We start from the raw sequence: 20,167 nt of genomic DNA, 5'->3' as shown, positions 1-20,167 counted from the left end.
CTCAGGCTTTGCTTGCGCCAGTAATGAATTCCGGAATGGGTGGATAACCATCCGACAGGGTCAGTACTTCGTAGCCGGTTTCTGTCACCAGCACGGTATGTTCCCATTGGGCGGACAGGCTGCGATCCTTGGTCTTGATGGTCCAGCCATCCTGCATTTCCTTGATTTCACGGCGACCGGCATTGATCATCGGTTCTACGGTGAAAATCATGCCTGGCAACAGTTTTTCCATGGTACCCGGTTTGCCGTAGTGCATGACCTGTGGTGCTTCGTGGAAAATCTTGCCTATGCCATGGCCACAGAACTCACGCACCACGCTGTAACCGGCTTTTTCTGCATATTGCTGTATGACGTGGCCGATATCGCCCAGATGCGCACCCGGTTTGATTTTGGCGATGCCCAGCCACATGCAGTCATAGGTGATGGCGCTTAAGCGTCTGGCCAGTATGGATGCTTCGCCCAGCAAAAACATGCGGCTGGTATCGCCGTGGTAACCATTTTTGATGACGGTAATGTCCAGGTTTACAGAGTCACCATCTTTCAGGACTTTGTCGCCCGGTATGCCGTGGCAGATCACGTCGTTGATGGAGGTGCAGATGGCTTTTGGATAAGGCGTGTAGCCTGGCGGGCAGTAATTCAGCGGGGCAGGGATGGTGCCTTGTACATTCGTCATGTACTCGTGGCACAGCCTGTCCAGTTCACCCGTTGTGACACCAACTTTAACAAAGGGTGTGATGTAATCGAGGACTTCGGAAGCCAATCTTCCGGCAATGCGCATGCCGGCGATATCTTCCGGCGTTTTGATAGTAATAGCTTCCATACGTTTTCTTCTGTCTGTTGCTGCGATCAGTATGATGGCAGCAGGTAAAATTGCGAGAATGTTGCAGAACCGGAATTATAGTCCAGGAAGGCGACTACCGCATTCCCGCAATAAAACGCGGCACTTGAGGAAAACCCCATTTTCATAGTACAATTGATGGTTAGCTTGTGGATGTATTCAAATACGGCATGAGTTAATTAATTTTTTATTAATCGAATCCGGTCGAAAAGGGTGTCTTCGGCGCTTATATGATAATCCTCAGGATTGATCATAAAGCTGCTTGGATCACTGGCTGGATTCAAGACCTAACCCTGGAGTTATTATGTCTGTAACAATGCGTGAAATGCTGGAAGCCGGTGTGCACTTTGGTCACCAAACCCGTTTTTGGAATCCAAAAATGGCACCGTACATCTTCGGCCATCGCAACAAGATTCATATCGTCAACCTGGAAAAAACCCTGGCTATGTACCAGGATGCGATGAAGTATATTCGTCAACTGTCTGCAAACCGCGGCACAGTATTGCTGGTTGGTACCAAACGTCAATCCCGTGACATCATTGCTGCTGAAGCAAATCGCGCTGGCATGCCTTTCGTTGATCAACGCTGGTTGGGTGGTATGTTGACTAACTTCAAAACAGTCAAAACATCGATCAAGCGTTTGAAAGACATGGAAGCTTCCATTGAAGACGGTTCCGTTGAGAAACTGTCCAAAAAAGAAGCGCTGATGTTCCAGCGTGAAATGATCAAGCTGCAAAAATCCATCGGTGGTATCAAGGATATGGGTGGCATTCCTGACGCAATTTTCGTAGTCGACGTTGGCTACCACAAAGGCGCGATCACTGAAGCTGCAAAACTGGGTATCCCTGTTATCGGTGTGGTTGATACTAACCACTCTCCAGAAGGTGTTGCTTACATCATCCCTGGTAATGATGACTCCTCCAAAGCGATTGCTTTGTATGCTCGTGGTGTTGCTGACGCAATCCTCGAAGGCCGTGCAAATGCAGTCAACGAAGTTTTGGAAGCTGTTAAACCAGGTTCCGATGAGTTCGTAGAAGTAGAACAAGCATAATTGCCTGTTCAGGCACATGGCTTCAGGTTGTCATGACAACCTGAAGCAAAAAAATGGGCAACAATCGTTCGCCCTTTTTTTTAAACAAAATTTGATGATCGGTGCCTGCGTGGCACCATTGAACTAGGAGAATGACATGGCGGCAATTACAGCAGCTTTGGTAGGTGCACTGCGCGCGAAGACAGACGCGCCGATGATGGAATGTAAAAAAGCCCTGACAGAAGCAGAAGGCGACATGGACCGTGCGGAAGAAATTCTGCGTGTGAAATTGGGTAGCAAAGCTTCCAAGGCATCTTCCCGCATCACTGCAGAAGGCGTTGTCGCATCTCACATCGCTGGTAACGTTGGTTCCCTGATCGAAGTTAACTGCGAAACAGACTTCGTCACCAAGAATGATGATTTCCTGGCATTGGCTAACACTTGCGCAAAACTGATCGCTGAACATAACCCTGCTGATATCGCAGCACTGGGCGCCTTGCCACTGGATGGCAAGACAGTAGAAGAAGTACGTGCAGCCCTGGTTGGTAAAATCGGCGAAAACATGTCCTTCCGTCGTTTTGTGCGTTTTGACACCAGCGCCAAGCTGGTTTCTTACCTGCACGGCACACGTATCGGTGTAGTCGTTGAATTCGACGGCGCTGACGAGCAAGTTGGTAAAGACGTGGCAATGCACATTGCTGCGATGAAACCAGTTTCTTTGTCTTCTGACCAGGTTCCTGCTGATTTGATCGAAAAAGAGCGCTCTGTAGCTGCTCTGAAAGCGGCTGAATCTGGCAAGCCAGCAGATATCGTTGAAAAAATGGTAGAAGGTTCCGTACAGAAATTTCTGAAAGAAGTTTCTTTGCTGAACCAGACTTTCGTCAAGAACGACAAGCAAACTGTTGAACAGATGTTGAAATCTGTTAATACAACAGTGAAAGCGTTCACGATGTTTGTTGTTGGTGAAGGTATCGAGAAGAAGCAGGACGATTTCGCCGCAGAGGTGGCCGCGCAAGTGGCTGCAGCAAAACAGGCGTAATCTGGCGAATCAAAAAAACGGGCCGAAAGGCCCGTTTTTTTAAACCTTGCGATTGTAAGTATTTGTTTCCGGCTCTTTAAGTTTGTGCGTTCAGATGTGAATATCCAGTACTGGCGTTTTATTTGGTTTGCCCATGGTTGCCAGGCTTGCGTTGGCAAACCAAATAGAAAACAAGAGAGACTTTATCAAAGTCATCTCATTTCGCATGAAATCTTTTAGACTAATCAACTTACCAGAAGGAGTCCTATCATGACAAAACCTGCTTACAAGCGTGTGCTCTTGAAGCTCTCTGGCGAAGCCCTGATGGGCGATGATCCGTTTGGCATTAACCGTGCCACCATAGAACGTATGGTGGCCGATGTGGCAGAAGTATCAAGAATGGGTGTGGAGCTGGCGATTGTTATCGGCGGTGGCAACATCTTCCGTGGTGTGGCCCCGGGTGCTCAGGGCATGGACCGGGCTACTGCCGATTACATGGGCATGCTGGCCACCGTCATGAATGCGCTGGCATTGTCTGATGCCATGCGTCAGGTTGGCCTGACATCGCGCGTGATGTCAGCCATTGCCATTGACCAGGTGGTCGAGCCGTATGTCCGCCCGAAAGCCCTGCAATACCTGGAAGAAGGCAAGGTCATCGTCTTTGCAGCCGGCACCGGTAATCCTTTCTTTACGACCGACACGGCTGCTGCCTTGCGTGGTTCCGAGATCGGTGCTGAAATCGTGCTGAAGGCGACCAAGGTGGATGGCGTCTATACCGCCGACCCTAAAAAGGATGCGACAGCAACCCGTTATACGACGATTTCTTTTGATGAGGCAATCGCCCGTCACTTGCAAGTCATGGATGCGACCGCATTTGCCCTTTGCCGTGATCAGAAATTGCCCATCAAGGTATTTTCCATTATTAAACCGGGTGCATTGAAGAATGTCATCCTGGGGGCAGACGAAGGCACATTAGTGCACGTATAATCCTGCACTTTGGATGTTTCATATTAATTCGGCAAGGGATGTCGCCACGGGCGTTATCCTTGCCATGATGTACAGGAGAGCGCCATGAGCGTAGCAGATATTAAAAAAAATTCCGACCAGCGCATGCAAAAGTCAATCGAGACTTTGAAAAACGATTTGGCCAAAGTGCGTACAGGCCGTGCCCATACCGGCATTCTGGACCATGTCCAGGTTGATTACTACGGAACACCTACCCATATTACCCAGGTTGCCAATGTGACGCTGATTGATGCGCGTACCATCGGCGTGCAGCCTTGGGAAAAGAAGATGCTTAACGCGATTGAAAAAGCCATCCGTGATGCTGATCTGGGTCTGAATCCTTCATCTCAGGGTGAATTGATACGTGTGCCTACACCGCCGCTGACAGAAGAGCGTCGTAAAGAGATGGTCAAGCTGGTCAAGACCGAAGGTGAGGGCGCCAAGATTGCCGTCCGCAATATTCGCCGCGACGCCAATGAAACATTGAAAAAGATGTTGAAAGATAAAGAGTGCTCGGAAGATGATGAGCGTCGTGCGCAAGATGAAGTCCAGAAGCTGACTGATAAATTCGTTGCCGAAGTGGACAAGCTTCTGGCCGAAAAAGAGAAAGAAGTGTTGACAGTTTAAGCCCTTGCCCGCGTACCAACACATTCTGGATTTACATGAGCCATACAAGTTCCACCAAGGAAGTTCCTGCAGTTGGCGCGATTCCTAAGCATATTGCAATCATCATGGACGGCAACGGACGCTGGGCAACCAAGCGTTTCTTGCCGCGCGTCGCTGGCCATGTCAAGGGCGTGGAGGCAGTCAGGGGTGTGGTTGAGGCTTGCGCCCGGCGTGGCGTGTCTTACCTGACCCTGTTTGCCTTCAGTTCTGAAAACTGGCGTCGTCCGGCAGAAGAAGTGTCTCTGCTGATGCGTCTGTTCGTCACTGCGCTGGAAAAAGAAGTGGCAAAAATGCACGCCAATGACATTCGCCTGAAAGTAGTCGGCGATCTGACGCGTTTTGATGCCAAACTGCAAGCCATGATACAGGCTGCGGAAGAAAAAACTGCCCTGAACAAGGGGCTGACTGTCACTGTCTGTGCCAATTATGGCGGGCGCTGGGATATCGTGCAGGCGGCCAATCGTCTGCAACAGGATCTGAGTGCCGCTGGCAAGGCAGGGCAGGCGATAGATGAAGATCAACTGTCCGGGTACCTGTCCATGGCCTATGCGCCTGAGCCTGACCTGTTTGTCCGTACAGGCGGCGAAACCCGCATTTCCAATTTCCTTTTATGGCAATTGGCCTATAGTGAATTCTATTTCACGGATACCTTCTGGCCTGATTTTGATGCGGCGGCACTGGATCTGGCCATCGCTTCTTATCAGCATCGTGAGCGTCGCTTTGGTCGCACCAGCGCACAGGTGTCCGAACAATCCCCCGCACAAGAAAGCAATTGATGCTAAAAACCCGTGTAGCGACTGCCCTGGTTTTGCTGGCCATCTTGCTGCCAGTCCTGTATTCGGCCTCGTTTATCGCTTTTTCCGTGCTTGCGCTGGTGTTCTTTGCTGCCGCCATCTGGGAATGCCAGCGTTTGTTTGCCAAGCCGGCACCGCTGGTCATGGCGGCAATCTGGACTGGTATGTTGGGGTATTTTTATTTCCATCTTGAGAGTTTTTCGCAACTGCTGCTGTTTGCCTTTGCTACTGCATTCTGGATTTTCCGTCTGCTGCCGACGCTCGCCCGTGGTTTGCCCGACGTACGTGGCTTTACCAGTGGCCTGATGAGTGCCTTGTATGGCATCAGTATTTTTGCCTGTTTCGTGGCCATTGCGGTGTTCTTCAAATATTCGCCGATGTATCTGTTTTCCGTCATGGCCATTGTCTGGATTGCGGATATCGGTGCTTATTTTTCGGGGAAAGCCTTGGGGAAACACAAGCTGGCACCCACGATTTCTCCGGGGAAATCCTGGGAAGGTGCTATTGGTGGCTGGGTATGCGTGTTGGCGCTGGCAACAGCGACGGCTTTTATCCCTAGTCTGGAAAATACCTTTACTGCGCATTTGCTGGCCAGAAAAGGCTGGCTGATCTTCGTGCTTGCCATGACAGTATTGACTGCGGCCAGTGTTGTCGGTGATCTGTTTGAATCATCACTGAAACGCCGTGTCGGCATGAAAGACAGCAGTAATCTGTTGCCAGGCCATGGTGGTGTGCTGGACCGGATAGATGCGTTGATACCAGTCCTTCCGCTGGCAGCTTTGCTGGATTTATGGCGATAGACAGTATGCAGAAAAAACAGCAGTTATGTATTTTGGGGGCAACCGGGTCGATCGGCGTGTCTACGCTGGATGTCGTGGCCAGACACCCTGATCGCTACGGCGTGTTTGCCCTGACTGCACATACGCAGGTGGAAAAGCTGGCGCAGCAATGTCAGGCATTTTTGCCCAAGGTTGCAGTGGTTGGTACGGCCAGGGCAGCAGATGAGCTGGCAAGTCGTCTGCGGGAAATGAAATTGACACATATCCAGGTACAACACGGTCCACAGGCTCTGTGTGATGTTGCCACTGCGCCTGAATGCGATAGCGTCATGGCCGCCATTGTCGGTGCTGCCGGCTTGCCAGCCTCACTGGCGGCGGCGCGTGCCGGCAAGAAGGTCTTGCTGGCCAATAAGGAAGCGCTGGTCATGTCGGGGCAGTTGTTTATCGACGCGATCAAACACAGCGGCGCGGCACTCTTGCCCATCGATAGTGAACACAATGCCATATTCCAGTGCCTGCCGGGCAATTATGACCGCCGGCCCGGACTTCATGGCATCCACAAGATTCTGTTGACCGCTTCGGGCGGCCCCTTCCTGAACCGGGACGTGGCGACACTGACCGATGTCACGCCAGAACAGGCAGTTGCCCATCCGAACTGGGTCATGGGACGCAAAATCTCGGTTGATTCAGCGACCATGATGAACAAGGGGCTGGAAGTAATTGAAGCCCACTGGCTGTTTGCGACGCCGGCAGAACAGATCGAAGTCGTCATTCATCCGCAAAGCGTGATTCACTCCATGGTGTCGTATACCGATGGTACCGTGCTGGCACAGATGGGTAACCCGGATATGCGCATTCCTATTGCCTATGGCATGGCTTATCCTGAACGAATAGCTTCAGGTGTCGCACCTCTGGATTTGCTGAAGGTGGCCAGTCTGCATTTTCAGGCACCGGATATGACGCGTTTCCCTTGTCTGCAACTGGCCTATGATGCCTTGCGCACCGGAAAGTCGGCCGCAATCATATTGAACGCAAGTAATGAAGTCGCTGTCCAAGCGTTTTTGGATAAAAAGATCGGCTTCCGCATGATCAATGAGCTCATACAGCGCACGCTGGAGAAAATGGCAGTGACCGATACCCCGGATCTGGATAGCATCCTGGCCAGCGATGCCGAGGCGCGCGCACTGACAGGGGCAATGATTCCGTGATCACCTGGCTGCAAAACGCGCTGGCTTTCCTAGTGACATTGGGCATTCTCGTCACCATACATGAGCTTGGTCATTATCTGGTCGCACGCTGGTGTGGTGTCAAGGTATTGCGATTTTCGCTTGGCATGGGCAAGGTGATCTATTCCCGGCGTTTTGGCAGGGATCAGACCGAATGGGCAATTTCCATACTGCCTCTGGGGGGATATGTAAAGATGCTGGACGCCCGTGAGCAGGGCGCTGAGAATATTTCGCCGAAAGAGCTTCCCCGGGAGTTTTGCCAGCAATCGGTCTGGAAGCGTATCGCCATTGTTGCCGCCGGACCGATAGCAAATTTCTTGCTGGCAATTGCTTTGTACTCGGTATTGTTCATGCATGGCTTTTCCGAACAGGCTGCAAAGGTGCGCGTGGCATCGGCATCCATCGCTTACCAGGCTGGTTTGCGTTATGGTGATCTGGTTACTGGCATTGATAATGAGGCTATACAAACCTGGTCGGAGTTGCGCTGGCGGCTGATGCAGGCCAGGCTGGCTGGCACTAATCCTGCATTGGAAATCCGGCGTGCCAATCCGGACCGGGCTTCCGCCACCGTTACGATGACGATAGAGTTGCCTTTGCAGAGTTTGAATGCCAATGAGGTCGATGGCGATTTCCTCGGGCAACTGGGCTTGAACCTGGTCAGTAACAAGGAAGTGATATTTGAAGAGCTTTTACCTGCTAGCCCGGCCCTGCAGGCGGGCTTGAAAGCTGGTGACCGCATCCTGGAAATCGATCGTAAGCCTTTGCTGGATGTGATTGAATTCAGGCAAGTGGTCAACGCGAATCCTGGAAAGCCGTTGAAGTTATTGGTGCAAAGAGAGCAGGAACAGTTTGAGGCTGACGTTACACCCACAGTGCAAGAGGTGAGTAAGCAGAAAGTTGGCTTGCTGAAGGTCAAATTGAAAGGCCTGCCGCCGGAAATGGCGGTAGTGCAGGCATCTGGTTTTGCGGCCTTGAGCCGGGCGGCGGAAAAAACCTGGGATACCAGCCTGTTCAGCTTCAAGATGCTGGGTAAAATGCTGACAGGAAAAGTTTCTCTGAAGCACATAACTGGCCCATTGACGATCGCCGACTATGCCGGTCAGACCTCAAGAGTCAGTGCAATTAGTTATCTGGCTTTTATCGCTTTGATCAGTATTAGTCTGGGCGTGATGAATTTGCTACCCATACCGGTTTTGGATGGGGGGTATTTGTTGTATTATTCGCTGGAAGTTTTGAGAGGGAAACCTTTGCCAGAACGTTATATGGAAATGGGACAGCGTGCCGGGTTTTTTTTGCTGTTGACCATGATGGCAATAGCTTTTTTTAATGACATCGTCCGACTAGTGTCATAATAGTCGGCTTGATGACAGAAACTCATTTCAGATAGCAATATTGAGAGTATTGAAAGAACTTTATACCCAATGAAATTACATATCGAGCAGTTCACTTTAGCCCATTTTCGTCGTCATGCCTTGTCTCTGGCCGCATTTGCACTCTGCACTGGAAACGCACTCGCGATTGAACCCTTTACCGTCAAGGATATACGGGTAGAAGGATTGCAACGGACGGAGGCCGGTACTGTATTCAGCTATTTGCCTGTCAAGGTTGGCGAAGTGTTTGATGACGCTAAAAGTACGACTGCGATCAAATCCCTGTATGCCACGGGTTTCTTTAAGGATGTTCAGATAGAAGTGCAGGACGGGGTTCTGGTCGTGTTGCTGGAGGAACGTCCTACCATCGCCGGCGTAGAATTTACCGGTACCAAGGAATTTGAGAAAGATGCACTGGTCAAGGCGCTGAAAGATATCGGCGTCGGCGAATCACGCATCTTCGATAAGGCAACGGTTGACCGTGCCGAACAGGAATTAAAACGCCAATACCTGTCCAAGGGCTTGTATGGCATGCAAATCACCACCACCATCACACCGATAGAACGTAACCGTGTGAACGTGACCTTTGCTGTGGATGAGGGCGATGTGGCAAAAATTGCCCAGATCAATATCATCGGTAACAAGGCTTTTTCGGATGGTGAGCTGCGCGAGTTGATGGCACTGTCTACACCAGGCTGGTTTAGCTGGTACACCAAGGCCGACCAGTATTCCAAACAGAAACTGTCGGGTGATATCGAGACCTTGCGCTCGTTCTATCAAAACCGCGGCTATCTGGAGATGCAAATCCTGTCTACCCAGATTTCCATCACCCCGGACAAAAAAGACATCTACATCACCATCAATCTCGATGAAGGCGACAAGTACACTGTTTCCGATATCAAGCTTGAAGGCGACACCATGGGACGTGAAGAAGAACTCGCTTCCCTGTTATTGCTGAAAAAAGGCAATATTTACAATGCAGCCCGCCTGACCGAGAGTACCAAGCGTATTTCCGAGCGTATGGGTAACTTTGGTTACGCATTTGCTAACGTTAATGCCAACCCTATCCTCGACAAGGAAAAGAAAGAAGTTGCATTCACGATCTTTGTTGATCCGGGCAAGCGCGTTTATGTGCGTCGTATCAACCTGGCTGGTAATACCCGTACCCGTGATGAAGTCATACGCCGCGAATTCCGTCAGTTTGAAAGCTCCTGGTATGATGGTGAAAAAATCAAGACATCGCGTGACCGCGTAGAGCGCCTGGGTTACTTCAAGGACGTGACGATAGAAACACCTGAAGTGCCTACCAGTGTTGATCAGGTTGACGTGAATCTGTCCGTGACCGAAAAACCGACCGGTAACCTGTTGTTCGGTGCTGGTTATTCCAGCGCTGAACGACTGACTTTGACTGGTTCTATCCAGCAAGCCAATGCCTTTGGTAGTGGTGACACGATAGGCCTGGATATCAATACCAGCAGCCAGAACCGCACGATTGCTGTTTCTCACACAGATCCGTATTTTACGGATGATGGTGTCAGCCGCAATATCGAGGCTTACGTACGTACTACGCGTCCTATTATCGGTAGCGTCGGCGATTACAAAATCCAGACTACCGGTGGTGCCTTGCGCTTTGGTGTACCATTCTCTGAAGTTGATACTGTCTTCTTTGGCCTGGGTTTTGAACGCACCAAGGTGGAAACCTATTATGGTAGCCCGTATCGTTACCTGAAATATGTTGCCGACTATGGCAATGGCGCGAAAGACACTGCCAGTGTGGATTATGGTGTGGGTGAGGCTGTGACCAACTCTTTCCCGCTGACTGCGGCATGGCAACGTGATAGCCGTGATAGCGTATTGACGCCGACCATCGGTCGCTATCAGCGTGCCAATCTTGAATTGTCAGCAGTCGGTAGCTTCAAGTACTATCGTGCGATCTATAATGCACAGTTGTTCCAGCCGGTTTATCGTTCAGTGGTTCTGGCTTTGAACGGTGAATTTGACTATGGTCATGGTTTGGGTGGCAAGCCTTATCCTTTGTTTAAGAACTTCTATGCAGGTGGTATTGGTTCGGTCCGTGGTTATGAACCGTCTACTCTGGGTACCAAGGATCCGAATGGCGATGCACTGGGTGGTGCAACGAGGTTGCTGGCTAATGTAGAATTGCAGATTCCATTCCCTGGTGCGGATAAGTCCCTGCGCTGGTTTACCTTCCTTGACGGCGGTAACGTCTTTGATGAAGGACAAAAAATCCGTGCGAAGGATTTGCGCTTTTCCGCAGGTATAGGTATAAGCTGGATATCGCCGGTTGGTCCATTGAAACTGAGTTTTGGTAAGGCACTGAATGCCAAACCTGATGACAAGAAACAGTCATTCCAGTTCCAGATGGGTACCGGGTTCTGATAAAGGCATTGCCATATTTGTTTTAGTACGTGTTACGGAGATTATTTTGAGTCAACATATTACCCCGGCCCAATTGCTGCAGCGCATGTTGCTTGGCGTGGCTTGCGTTTTCAGCATGGCCCAGGCGCAGGCACAAGATTCCAGAATCGCCATCTTTGATTCTCAAAGGGTGATACGCGAATCGGTGCCGGCGAAAGCAGCCGAAGCCAAGCTGAAAGTTGAATTCTCCAAGCGGCGCGAAGAACTGGAAGGCCTGGCAAAGAAAATCAAGGCCATGGCAGAAAAACTGGACAAGGATGCGCCCGTCCTGCCAGAGACAGACCGTATCAAGCGTCAGCGTGAAATCACTGAACTGGATCAGGACTTCAATCGCAAACAACGTATTTACAATGAAGACCTGAACCAGCGCCAGAATGAAGAAATCGCTTCGCTGGTGGAACGTGCGCAAAGAGCCATCAAGCAAATCGCCGAAGCCGAGAAGATTGATGTTGTTCTGCAAGACGTGGTGTATTCCAATCCGCGTATTGACATTACTGATAAAGTTCTGAAGGCACTTTCCAAATAATTCCTATGACCACGAGCATTCGGCTGGGTGAATTGGTCGATCGCTTCGGTGGTCAATTGATCGGTTCGCCGGATATATCTGTTGCTGCAATTGCGCCTCTGAGCGAGGCAGGTGAGCAGCACATCACCTTCCTGTCCAATCCCAAACTACGTCATCAGGCTGCAGCTACCAAGGCTGCGGCACTGATCGTGACGCAGGCTGATTTTGATCAGTTGGGGTCGGAATATCAGGGGGCGTGCCTGATTGTCCCCAATCCTTATGTGTATTTTGCCCGAGCGGCCCAGTATTTCGCGGCTTTGAACGCGATACCGGCTGTCACCGGCATACACCCGGCTGCCTGGGTCAGCCCGCAAGCGATCGTGGCGGCGACTGCCAGCATAGGCCCCAATGTCAGTATCGATGCTGAAGCAGTCATTGGTGAGCATGTAGTGGTCAAGGCAGGGGCTGTTATCGGACGTGGCGTCAGCATAGGTGATCATAGCCTGATCCATGCCAATGCCAGCATCTACGATTATTGCGTGATTGGCCAGCGTTGCATTATTCATTCGGGTGCAGTGATCGGTGCCGACGGTTTTGGCTTTGCCAACGAAAAAGGACAATGGATCAAGATTCCGCAAACGGGCAGGGTGCTGATTGGTGACGACGTGGAAGTTGGTGCCAATACCAGCATAGACCGTGGTGCCCTGGCTGATACCGTCATTGAAGAAGGCGTCAAGCTAGATAACCAGATACAGATAGGCCACAACTGCCATATAGGCGCGCATACTGCCATGGCAGGGTGTGTTGGTGTAGCGGGTAGTGCAAAGATAGGCAAATACTGCACGTTTGGTGGTGCCGCCATGGTGCTGGGACATCTGACCATCGTCGACAATGTGCATATTTCTTCCGCCAGCATGGTATCGCGTTCGATACTTGAAGCCGGGCAATATACCGGCTTTTATCCTTTGGCCAAGAATGCCGACTGGGAAAAAACTGCAGCCATCGTGCGCAATTTATCGGGTATGCGTGAAAAAATGCGCTACCTGGAAAAAACAATGAAAACACTGACTGAAAAAGATCATGAATAGCCTGGACATCAATCAAATCAAAGAATACCTGCCACATCGTTATCCCATGTTATTGGTGGATCGCGTACTGAGCTGGGAAAATGGCAAGACCATCACCGCCATCAAAAATGTCACGGCAAATGAAGAGTTTTTTAACGGCCATTTCCCGAACAAGCCTGTCATGCCTGGCGTCCTGATGATAGAAGCCATGGCGCAGACTGCGGCCTTGCTGTCATTTTTGACGATGGGGCAAAAGCCGGATGAAAATACCATCGTGTATTTCCTTGGTATCGATGGTGCACGCTTCAAGCGCCCGGTAGAACCAGGCGATCAGTTGAAGATGGAAGTAGAGATCATCAAGGTCGCACGTGGTATCTGGAAGTACAAGGCCAGGGCCACGGTAGATGGTCAATTGGCTGTAGAAGGCGAATTGATGTGCACCATGCGCACGAAAGACGAAGCCTAGCACGGGAGAGAAAGAATGCTCATTCATCCAACAGCGCTGATTGATTCCAATGCCCAACTGGATAGTACGGTTGAGGTAGGTGCTTATTGCGTCATCGGCCCGGATGTCTCCATCGATGCAGGCACGAAAATGGGTTCTCATGTAGTGATACAGGGGCATACCAGGATCGGGCGTGACAATCATTTTCATGCGTTTTCTTCCATAGGTGGCCCACCCCAGGATAAGAAATACGGTGGTGAGGTGACGTATCTTGAAATCGGTGACCGTAACCTGATCCGCGAATTTTGCACTTTCAACTGCGGTACGGTGCAAGACCGGGGCGTGACACGTATTGGCAGTGATAACTGGTTCCTGGCTTACGTACACATTGCCCATGACTGCACGGTCGGCAACCATACCGTGTTTTCCAATAATGCCGCGTTGGCAGGGCATGTGGAAGTGGGTGACTGGGTGATTATGAGCGGTTTTTCTGCCGTTCACCAATTCTGCAAGATTGGTGCCCATGCTTTTGTTGGTATGAATACCAGTCTGACCCAGGACGTGCCTCCATTCGTGCTGGTGTCCGGTAATCCGGCACAGGCGCATGGCGCAAATCTTGAAGGCTTGAAGCGTCGCGGGTTTAGCCGTGATCAGTTGAATGCCATACGCCAGTCTTACAAGTTGATTTATAAGTCCGGCCTGACTCTCGAAGAGTCAAAGGCAGCCCTCGAGCAGCAAGTAGCAAGTCTTGAGGCAGATGCTGCTTCACAGGTTCAGGCGATGCGCGATTTCCTGGATGCATCGACACGCGGCATAGCCCGTTAGGATAGCGCGTGTCCTCGTCTTCCAATCGTCCCATCATTTCCATGGTGGCCGGAGAAACCTCCGGCGATATGTTGGCTGCGCGTATGCTGTCCGGCTTGCGTCCACGCTTGCCAGATGCATTGATGCATGGCATTGGTGGCCCTTGCATGGCTGAATATGGCTTCGTCAATGATTGGCCCATGGATAAATTGTCTGTGCGTGGCCTGTTTGAAGTGCTGGTCCATTATCGGGAAATTAGCGGGATACGCAATCAGCTCAGGCAAAGATTACTTGATGAAAAACCCGATGTATTCATCGGTGTGGATGCACCTGACTTTAATCTGGATCTGGAAATTCAGTTAAAACAGGCCGGTATTCCTACCATGCATTACATCAGCCCATCGATCTGGGCATGGCGTGGCGGGCGCATCAAAAAGATTGCCGAAGCCGTATCCCACATGCTGGTGGTATTTCCGTTTGAAGAAGAGATATACCGCAATGCAGGCATACCGGTGACCTATGTCGGCCATCCGCTGGCGCAGGTCATTCCCATGGAAATCGATATGGCGGCAGCCAGGGATGAACTGGGCCTGGACAAGAATGCAAGGGTCGTCACCATCTTGCCGGGCAGTCGCATGTCCGAGATCAAATACAATACCGAAGCTTTTATCCGTACTGCCAAAATTCTGTGTGAACGCGATCCGCATCTGCAGATCGTGGTGCCCATGGTCGGCGAAAAACAGCGCAGCTATTACATCAAGCTGGTGGTTGATGCCAAGCTTGATAATGTACCTGTATTGCTGATTGATGGCCGTTCGCATACGGCCATTGCAGCGGCAGATGCCGTGCTGGTGGCGTCTGGAACAGCTTCACTGGAAGTGGCTTTGTTCAAGAAGCCGATGGTGATTGCCTACAAGATGATGGAAGCTTCGTGGCAAATATTGCGGCATATGGGTTACCAGCCCTGGATAGGCTTGCCGAATATCCTGGCGCGTGAGTTTCTTGTGCCTGAATTTCTGCAATCTGCGGCCAGACCAGAAGCGATGGCCGATGCAATATGGCAGCAATTGAGCGATAGCGCCTTGCAGGAACGTCTGAAGCAGCGTTTTGTCGACATGCACCATTCCCTGTTGCGCGATACCGCCAACGTCTCGGCGCAAGCCGTATTACAATTGATTTCAGCTTCCTGAGCTAAAATCGTCTTTGGCCCGGTTTAATCGGGTCTATTCTCTGATAAAGCTGGACTAGCATGTACGTTGATTCCCATTGTCATATCAATTTCCCCGAGCTGGCCGTGCGTATGCCGGAAATCCTCGGCAAGATGCAGGAAAATGGCGTCACCCACGCACTCTGTGTGTCGGTCGATTTACCTGATTTCCCGCAGGTGCTGGCATTGGCCGAGCAATACCCGCATATCTATGCGTCCGTAGGTGTGCATCCCGATTACGAAGAAACCCAGGAGCCGACCGCAGAACAACTGGTCAAACTGGCCGATCACGACAAAATCATCGCCATCGGTGAAACCGGCCTGGATTACTTTCGCTTGAAGGGCGATTTGGAATGGCAGCGGGAACGTTTCAGGCAGCATATCCGTGCTTCACGTATCTGCCGCAAGCCTTTGATCATCCACACCAGGGCTGCCGCTGAAGACACCATACGCATACTGAAGGAAGAGGGTGCCGGTGTGGCACAGGGCGGTGTTGCCGGTGTCATGCATTGCTTTACCGAGTCGCTGGATGTGGCATTGGCGGCGGTTGATCTGGGGTTTTATATTTCTTTTTCTGGCATACTGACCTTCAAGAGCGCCAAAGACTTGCAGGCCGTAGCCAGAGCCTTGCCGCTGGAACGCATACTGATAGAAACTGATTCTCCCTATCTGGCGCCGGCACCACATCGTGGCAAAATGAATGAACCCGGCTTTGTACGTCATGTTGGCGAATTTCTGGCGGATTTAAAAGGCGTCTCAGTTCTTGATGTACAAAAAGCCACTACAGAGAATTTCTTTCAACTGTTTCAATTCGCCCACTGATTTCCCTATGACTGCTCATCTGCTGATCCATCGCTTGCTTGCTCGCCTGTCACGTCAGTTGATTATTGTATTGGGCTTGCTGGCATTATCGTTCATGGCGTCAGCACCGGCGCGGGCGGATGCGTATGATGATTTCCTGTTTGCCGTGCGCTTTGATCAGGTCAATCCTGTCAGAGAACTTTTGCAAAAAGGGATGGATGTCAATTCTGTCGAAGCCATCCGTGGTGAAAGCGTCCTGATGATTACCTTGCGTGAAAAATCGATGAAGGTATTCCCGGTACTGCTGGCACGTCCAGATATCAAGCTGGAAGCACGGGCGATGAATGGGGATACGGTGCTCATGCTGGCCTGTTATCTGGGTAATGTGCCGGCGGTCAAAGCCTTGATAGAACGCGGTGCAGAAATCAATCAGCCGGGATGGACTGCATTGCACTATGCAGCAGCAAACGGCAGCAAGGAAATCATTGCCCTGTTGCTTGAACATTCTGCCTACATCGATACCGAATCCGCGAACAAAACCACACCTCTGATGATGGCTGCCCGCACCGGTAAGATGGACGCGGTTGCCCTGCTGCTGGAGGAGGGCGCAGATCCCTTATTGAAAAACGACCTCGGCCTGACAGCGCTCGATTTTGCCAATGAAGTGGAACAAAGAGAAATCGCTGCCTTTCTGAAAGAAAGAATGCAGGCGCTTAAAAAATAAGTTTTTTGCACTGCAATATCTTGCCTGCCAAATGGACTCTATGTTAAAGTTCGCGCATCTCATTTTCGGAGCACGATCTGTGGACAGTTATAGTTGTCGATCTTCATTCAACTTGGCAATGTAAGCACAGATTTTCTCTTGCTACCTTGCCATTATGGCGGGTAGTGGTCTCTCTCAGCTCCTGAGCTGTTCCTTCTACTTACCCAATTTTTTAATGTACGTGTGACCCCTGCAATGTCACTGGTTTCTTGCGGACCCAGTAAGTGCATTTGGCGGCTGTCGTTGTCACGTAACTTATCTTTGTTCATGCCTGACATGCATGCGACAGGAGGAGTGGTATGTTCTGCTTTTTTATCGTAACTGGTGGCAGGAGCGTTCATGTTTGAATTGTTCCGTTATCAGCACCGTGAAACCGTCAGCGAAAACAAAGGTCCCAATCGCTGGGACTGGGCCCTGTTGCCGCTGGTTCTGGCTGTTCTGGGTATTTTTGCTTTTGCGGCCATGCAAATGAGCCGTCCCTTTGCCGTCGGCGAAGCCTTGCAGATTTCTCTGGACCCGGCTTATCTGCCTTACTATTTATTGCGCACCATCCTGCGCATGTTTACTGCCCTGGCTTTTTCTTTATTGTTTAGCCTGGTATTCGCGGCGATTGCAGCGAAATATGCTGCTGCTGAAAAAATCATGATACCGGCGCTGGATATCTTGCAGTCGGTACCCATACTTGGGTTCCAGGCGATTGCGATTGCTCCTTTTATTGCGCTGTTTCCCGGTAATTTGCTGGGCGTGGAATGCGCAGCGATTTTTGCGATTTTTACCTCGCAAGCCTGGAATATGGCTTTCAGTCTGTACCAGTCGATACGTAATGTACCTGCCGAATTGCAGGAAGCTGCCATGATCTTCAGATTGTCTGGCTGGCAGCGCTTCTGGCGCCTGGAATTGCCATTTGCCATGCCTGGTCTGTTGTGGAACATGATGATGTCGATGTCGGGCGGCTGGTTTTTCCTGGTGGCCGCAGAAGCAATTTCGGTGGCTGGCCAGGATATCAAATTGCCTGGCATAGGTTCGTATATCGCGGTAGCGATTGAAGCCAGAGATGGCACTGCCATCGCCTGGGCCATTGCATCCATGCTGATCGGTATCCTGTTGTATGACCAATTGTTTTTCCGTCCCTTGCTGGCCTGGGCAGACAAGTTCCGTTTTGAAGAGTCGCAGGGCGATACGGCACAGCAATCCTGGTTGCTGGACTGGATGCGCAACAGTTTCTGGTTCCGCGAATGGGCTGCCAGGTTTCAGGTTTTTCTGGGTCGCGGCCTGGCATGGTTCAGTGTCAGTCATGATGGTACGTCGGAACAGGTACGCAAGCGGGCATTGCATCCAGCCTGGTCCAAGGTGTGGGATGTCTGCCTGATCATCATCTCCTTGCTGGCGATGTACAGCCTGATCAGTTTTATCCATAGCAATGTGGGCTGGGCAGAAGTATTGCACGTCATGGGCCTGGGCATGATCACCCTGGTGCGTGTCATGTTGCTGATTGCGCTGGCGTCGCTGGTCTGGGTGCCGATCGCGGTATGGATAGGCCTGCGCCCTCAGTATTCGCAAAAAGTACAGGCCATGGCACAGTTTCTGGCAGCCTTCCCGGTCAATCTGATGTTTCCGCTGGTGGTGTTTGCCATGGTGACCTTTCACCTGAGCCCGAATATCTGGCTCAGTCCGCTGATGGTGTTTGGTACCCAGTGGTACATCCTGTTCAATGTCGTGGCAGGGGCTGCAACCATCCCGAATGAGTTGCGTCTGGCGGCTGATAACCTGGGTCTGAAAGGCTGGCTGAAATGGAAACGGGTCTATTTACCCGCCATTTTCCCCAGCTATATCACCGGGGCAATTACCGCCAGTGGTGGCTCATGGAATGCCAGTATCGTGGCCGAATATGTGACATGGGGTAAAACCACGCTGGTTGCCGATGGCCTGGGCAGTTATATCAAGCAAATGACGGAAACCGGTGATTTTCACCGCATCGCTCTGGGCATAGGGGTGATGTGCGTATTTGTTATGTTATTGAATCGTTTTTTCTGGCGCAAACTGTATTTGCTGGCAGAAGATCATCTACGTTAAGCCTGGTACTGAGGAATTCAAGATGAATCAAAACTTATTATTGGACCTTAACCAGGTCGCCAAATCATTCAAAGCCGCTGACGGCAAATCGCGCCTGATCCTCGACAAGGTTGATTTTCAACTTAAAGAGGGTGAGATCGTTGCGCTGCTGGGTAAATCCGGCTCTGGAAAATCGACTTTACTGCGTATCATGGCCGGCCTGATTTCTGCCGATGCAGGCAAGGTAGCCTACCGCGATAAATCCATTTTTGGCCCGGTTGCCGGTATTGCGATGGTGTTTCAGTCGTTTGCCCTGTTCCCCTGGCTGACGGTGCAGCAAAATGTGGAACTGGGGCTGGAAGCTCAGGGTGTCCCGGCCGCAGAGCGTGAAGCCAGGGCCGATGCCGTACTGGAACTGATAGGCCTGGCGGGCTTTGGTGGTGCCTTGCCACGTGAATTGTCGGGTGGCATGAAGCAGCGTGTCGGTATCGCACGGGCACTGGTGACCAATCCTGATGTATTGCTGATGGATGAAGCCTTTTCTGCACTTGATGTGCTGACCGGTGAAACCCTGCGCAATGACATGCTGGAATTGTGGGAAGAAGACCGCATTTCCACCAAGGGCATACTCATCGTATCGCACAATATCGAAGAGGCAGTGATGATGGCAGATCGCATTATCATTCTGTCCAGTGACCCTGGCACGGTACGCTGTGAAATCAAGATTGATTTGCCAAGGCCGCGCGATGTGGATTCGGCCGAAGTCAGGGCACTGATCGATGAAGTGTATGGTTTGATGACCATGCGTGCTACCCACGAAGCTACCGCAGAAGCATCCCTGACACGGCATCTGGGTTATCGTCTGCCCGAAACCGATGTCAGCCGTATCGAAGGGGTGCTGGATTTGTTGGCCGAGGCACCATTCAATGGCCGCGCCGACTTGCCACAACTGGGTGAAGAGGCCGAACTGTCGGATGAAGAATTATTCCCCACCTATGAAGCACTGAGCTTGCTGGGTTTTGCCATCCTGGAAAAAGGCGACATCATGCTGACGCCTTTGGGCAAGAAATATGCGGAAGTCGATCAGGCGCAGAAGCAGGAATTGTTTGGTCAGCAGCTGTTGAGCCATGTGCCGCTAGCTGCCCATATACGGCGTAAGCTGGAAGCTGAAACCAGCGGCAGTCTGTCCGAGCAGCCCTTGATTGATTTGCTGGAAGAGTTCCTCAAAACCGATGAAGCAAAGCGAGTCCTGGAAGTTGCCATCGAATGGGGCCGTTATGGTGAAGTCTATGAGTATGATTACCATACCGGTCGCCTGACTTTGCCGGAAACGAATGATGAATAAGCGCATCCTCTGC

Annotated in this window: 19 protein-coding genes; 18 read left to right on the top strand and 1 reads right to left on the bottom strand. The window is 51.1% G+C overall.

All coding sequences use genetic code 11. The features are described 5' to 3' along the window. Position 1 precedes the first annotated feature (1 nt). A complete protein-coding gene (gene map / locus H8L32_RS00895; protein ID WP_186945277.1) occupies positions 2-820 on the bottom strand; it encodes a type I methionyl aminopeptidase in 819 nt (272 codons plus the stop codon). A gap of 322 nt (positions 821-1,142) precedes the next feature. On the opposite strand from map, the gene rpsB reads away from it, so the two are divergent. The 18 genes from rpsB (at position 1,143) to H8L32_RS00805 (ending at position 20,154) form a co-directional block, all read left to right on the top strand. After that, positions 1,143-1,889, top strand: a complete 747-nt coding sequence (gene rpsB / locus H8L32_RS00890) for a 30S ribosomal protein S2 (protein WP_186945716.1) — start codon at positions 1,143-1,145, stop codon at positions 1,887-1,889. A gap of 136 nt (positions 1,890-2,025) precedes the next feature. Next, positions 2,026-2,907, top strand: coding sequence for a translation elongation factor Ts (gene tsf / locus H8L32_RS00885; protein WP_186945276.1), 882 nt, complete (start codon positions 2,026-2,028; stop codon positions 2,905-2,907). 249 nt (positions 2,908-3,156) lie between these two features. Next, positions 3,157-3,873, top strand: coding sequence for a UMP kinase (pyrH, locus tag H8L32_RS00880; protein WP_162041352.1), 717 nt, complete (start codon positions 3,157-3,159; stop codon positions 3,871-3,873). Positions 3,874-3,957: 84 nt separating this feature from the next. Then, entirely contained in the window at positions 3,958-4,518 is a 561-nt protein-coding gene (gene frr / locus H8L32_RS00875) for a ribosome recycling factor (protein ID WP_186945275.1), read from the top strand. A gap of 35 nt (positions 4,519-4,553) precedes the next feature. Beyond that, positions 4,554-5,333: an isoprenyl transferase gene (locus H8L32_RS00870; RefSeq protein ID WP_186945274.1), complete on the top strand. Its 780-nt coding sequence runs from the start codon at positions 4,554-4,556 to the stop codon at positions 5,331-5,333. Continuing rightward, positions 5,333-6,151: a phosphatidate cytidylyltransferase gene (locus tag H8L32_RS00865; RefSeq protein ID WP_186945273.1), complete on the top strand. Its 819-nt coding sequence runs from the start codon at positions 5,333-5,335 to the stop codon at positions 6,149-6,151. The genes H8L32_RS00870 and H8L32_RS00865 overlap by 1 nt, the downstream gene beginning before the upstream one ends. Before the next feature lie 5 nt (positions 6,152-6,156). Further along, the gene (ispC, locus tag H8L32_RS00860) at positions 6,157-7,338 is read left to right on the top strand and encodes a 1-deoxy-D-xylulose-5-phosphate reductoisomerase (RefSeq protein WP_186945272.1); all 1,182 of its coding nucleotides are present in this window, start codon (positions 6,157-6,159) and stop codon (positions 7,336-7,338) included. Beyond that, positions 7,338-8,708 carry an RIP metalloprotease RseP gene (gene rseP, locus H8L32_RS00855; protein ID WP_186945715.1) on the top strand — a complete coding sequence of 457 codons (1,371 nt, stop codon included), beginning with the start codon at positions 7,338-7,340 and terminating at the stop codon, positions 8,706-8,708. Before ispC ends, rseP begins: the two co-directional genes overlap by 1 nt. Positions 8,709-8,777: 69 nt before the next feature. Further along, positions 8,778-11,126, top strand: coding sequence for an outer membrane protein assembly factor BamA (gene bamA, locus H8L32_RS00850; protein ID WP_186945271.1), 2,349 nt, complete (start codon positions 8,778-8,780; stop codon positions 11,124-11,126). An 85-nt stretch (positions 11,127-11,211) separates the two neighbouring features. Beyond that, a complete protein-coding gene (locus H8L32_RS00845) occupies positions 11,212-11,691 on the top strand; it encodes an OmpH family outer membrane protein (protein ID WP_186945714.1) in 480 nt (159 codons plus the stop codon). 5 nt (positions 11,692-11,696) lie between these two features. After that, positions 11,697-12,758, top strand: a complete 1,062-nt coding sequence (gene lpxD, locus H8L32_RS00840; protein WP_186945270.1) for a UDP-3-O-(3-hydroxymyristoyl)glucosamine N-acyltransferase — start codon at positions 11,697-11,699, stop codon at positions 12,756-12,758. After that, positions 12,751-13,203: a 3-hydroxyacyl-ACP dehydratase FabZ gene (gene fabZ / locus H8L32_RS00835; RefSeq protein WP_186945269.1), complete on the top strand. Its 453-nt coding sequence runs from the start codon at positions 12,751-12,753 to the stop codon at positions 13,201-13,203. The genes lpxD and fabZ overlap by 8 nt, the downstream gene beginning before the upstream one ends. Before the next feature lie 15 nt (positions 13,204-13,218). Beyond that, the gene (lpxA, locus tag H8L32_RS00830; protein ID WP_186945268.1) at positions 13,219-14,007 is read left to right on the top strand and encodes an acyl-ACP--UDP-N-acetylglucosamine O-acyltransferase; all 789 of its coding nucleotides are present in this window, start codon (positions 13,219-13,221) and stop codon (positions 14,005-14,007) included. An 8-nt stretch (positions 14,008-14,015) separates the two neighbouring features. Continuing rightward, positions 14,016-15,176 carry a lipid-A-disaccharide synthase gene (gene lpxB / locus H8L32_RS00825; RefSeq protein ID WP_329605146.1) on the top strand — a complete coding sequence of 387 codons (1,161 nt, stop codon included), beginning with the start codon at positions 14,016-14,018 and terminating at the stop codon, positions 15,174-15,176. Between the two features lie 59 nt (positions 15,177-15,235). After that, positions 15,236-16,015 carry a TatD family hydrolase gene (locus tag H8L32_RS00820; protein WP_186945267.1) on the top strand — a complete coding sequence of 260 codons (780 nt, stop codon included), beginning with the start codon at positions 15,236-15,238 and terminating at the stop codon, positions 16,013-16,015. Between the two features lie 7 nt (positions 16,016-16,022). Continuing rightward, a complete protein-coding gene (locus H8L32_RS00815) occupies positions 16,023-16,718 on the top strand; it encodes an ankyrin repeat domain-containing protein (RefSeq protein ID WP_186945266.1) in 696 nt (231 codons plus the stop codon). Positions 16,719-17,096: 378 nt separating this feature from the next. Further along, entirely contained in the window at positions 17,097-18,830 is a 1,734-nt protein-coding gene (locus H8L32_RS00810; protein ID WP_186945265.1) for an ABC transporter permease, read from the top strand. A gap of 22 nt (positions 18,831-18,852) precedes the next feature. Further along, positions 18,853-20,154 (top strand): ABC transporter ATP-binding protein, encoded by a 1,302-nt coding sequence (locus H8L32_RS00805; RefSeq protein WP_186945264.1) that lies wholly within the window; start codon positions 18,853-18,855, stop codon positions 20,152-20,154. Positions 20,155-20,167 lie beyond the last annotated feature (13 nt).

This window comes from Undibacterium hunanense (genome assembly GCF_014284335.1).
Classification (GTDB): domain Bacteria; phylum Pseudomonadota; class Gammaproteobacteria; order Burkholderiales; family Burkholderiaceae_D; genus Undibacterium; species Undibacterium hunanense.
Note: the sequence above shows the minus strand (reverse complement) of the source record. Positions and strands in the feature narration are given on the sequence as shown.

What these genes read in the sequence shown, in the direction of transcription:
- H8L32_RS00845 (WP_186945714.1), top strand. Translation starts at nt 11,212, where the DNA reads ATGTTGCTTGGCGTGGCTTGCGTTTTCAGCATGGCCCAGGCGCAGGCA.
- H8L32_RS00870 (WP_186945274.1), top strand. Translation starts at nt 4,554, where the DNA reads ATGAGCCATACAAGTTCCACCAAGGAAGTTCCTGCAGTTGGCGCGATT.
- fabZ (WP_186945269.1), top strand. Translation starts at nt 12,751, where the DNA reads ATGAATAGCCTGGACATCAATCAAATCAAAGAATACCTGCCACATCGT.
- H8L32_RS00865 (WP_186945273.1), top strand. Translation starts at nt 5,333, where the DNA reads ATGCTAAAAACCCGTGTAGCGACTGCCCTGGTTTTGCTGGCCATCTTG.
- rpsB (WP_186945716.1), top strand. Translation starts at nt 1,143, where the DNA reads ATGTCTGTAACAATGCGTGAAATGCTGGAAGCCGGTGTGCACTTTGGT.
- H8L32_RS00810 (WP_186945265.1), top strand. Translation starts at nt 17,097, where the DNA reads ATGTTTGAATTGTTCCGTTATCAGCACCGTGAAACCGTCAGCGAAAAC.
- lpxA (WP_186945268.1), top strand. Translation starts at nt 13,219, where the DNA reads ATGCTCATTCATCCAACAGCGCTGATTGATTCCAATGCCCAACTGGAT.
- lpxD (WP_186945270.1), top strand. Translation starts at nt 11,697, where the DNA reads ATGACCACGAGCATTCGGCTGGGTGAATTGGTCGATCGCTTCGGTGGT.
- bamA (WP_186945271.1), top strand. Translation starts at nt 8,778, where the DNA reads ATGAAATTACATATCGAGCAGTTCACTTTAGCCCATTTTCGTCGTCAT.
- H8L32_RS00815 (WP_186945266.1), top strand. Translation starts at nt 16,023, where the DNA reads ATGACTGCTCATCTGCTGATCCATCGCTTGCTTGCTCGCCTGTCACGT.
- ispC (WP_186945272.1), top strand. Translation starts at nt 6,157, where the DNA reads ATGCAGAAAAAACAGCAGTTATGTATTTTGGGGGCAACCGGGTCGATC.
- pyrH (WP_162041352.1), top strand. Translation starts at nt 3,157, where the DNA reads ATGACAAAACCTGCTTACAAGCGTGTGCTCTTGAAGCTCTCTGGCGAA.
- H8L32_RS00805 (WP_186945264.1), top strand. Translation starts at nt 18,853, where the DNA reads ATGAATCAAAACTTATTATTGGACCTTAACCAGGTCGCCAAATCATTC.
- map (WP_186945277.1), bottom strand. Translation starts at nt 820, where the DNA reads ATGGAAGCTATTACTATCAAAACGCCGGAAGATATCGCCGGCATGCGC.
- frr (WP_186945275.1), top strand. Translation starts at nt 3,958, where the DNA reads ATGAGCGTAGCAGATATTAAAAAAAATTCCGACCAGCGCATGCAAAAG.
- H8L32_RS00820 (WP_186945267.1), top strand. Translation starts at nt 15,236, where the DNA reads ATGTACGTTGATTCCCATTGTCATATCAATTTCCCCGAGCTGGCCGTG.
- tsf (WP_186945276.1), top strand. Translation starts at nt 2,026, where the DNA reads ATGGCGGCAATTACAGCAGCTTTGGTAGGTGCACTGCGCGCGAAGACA.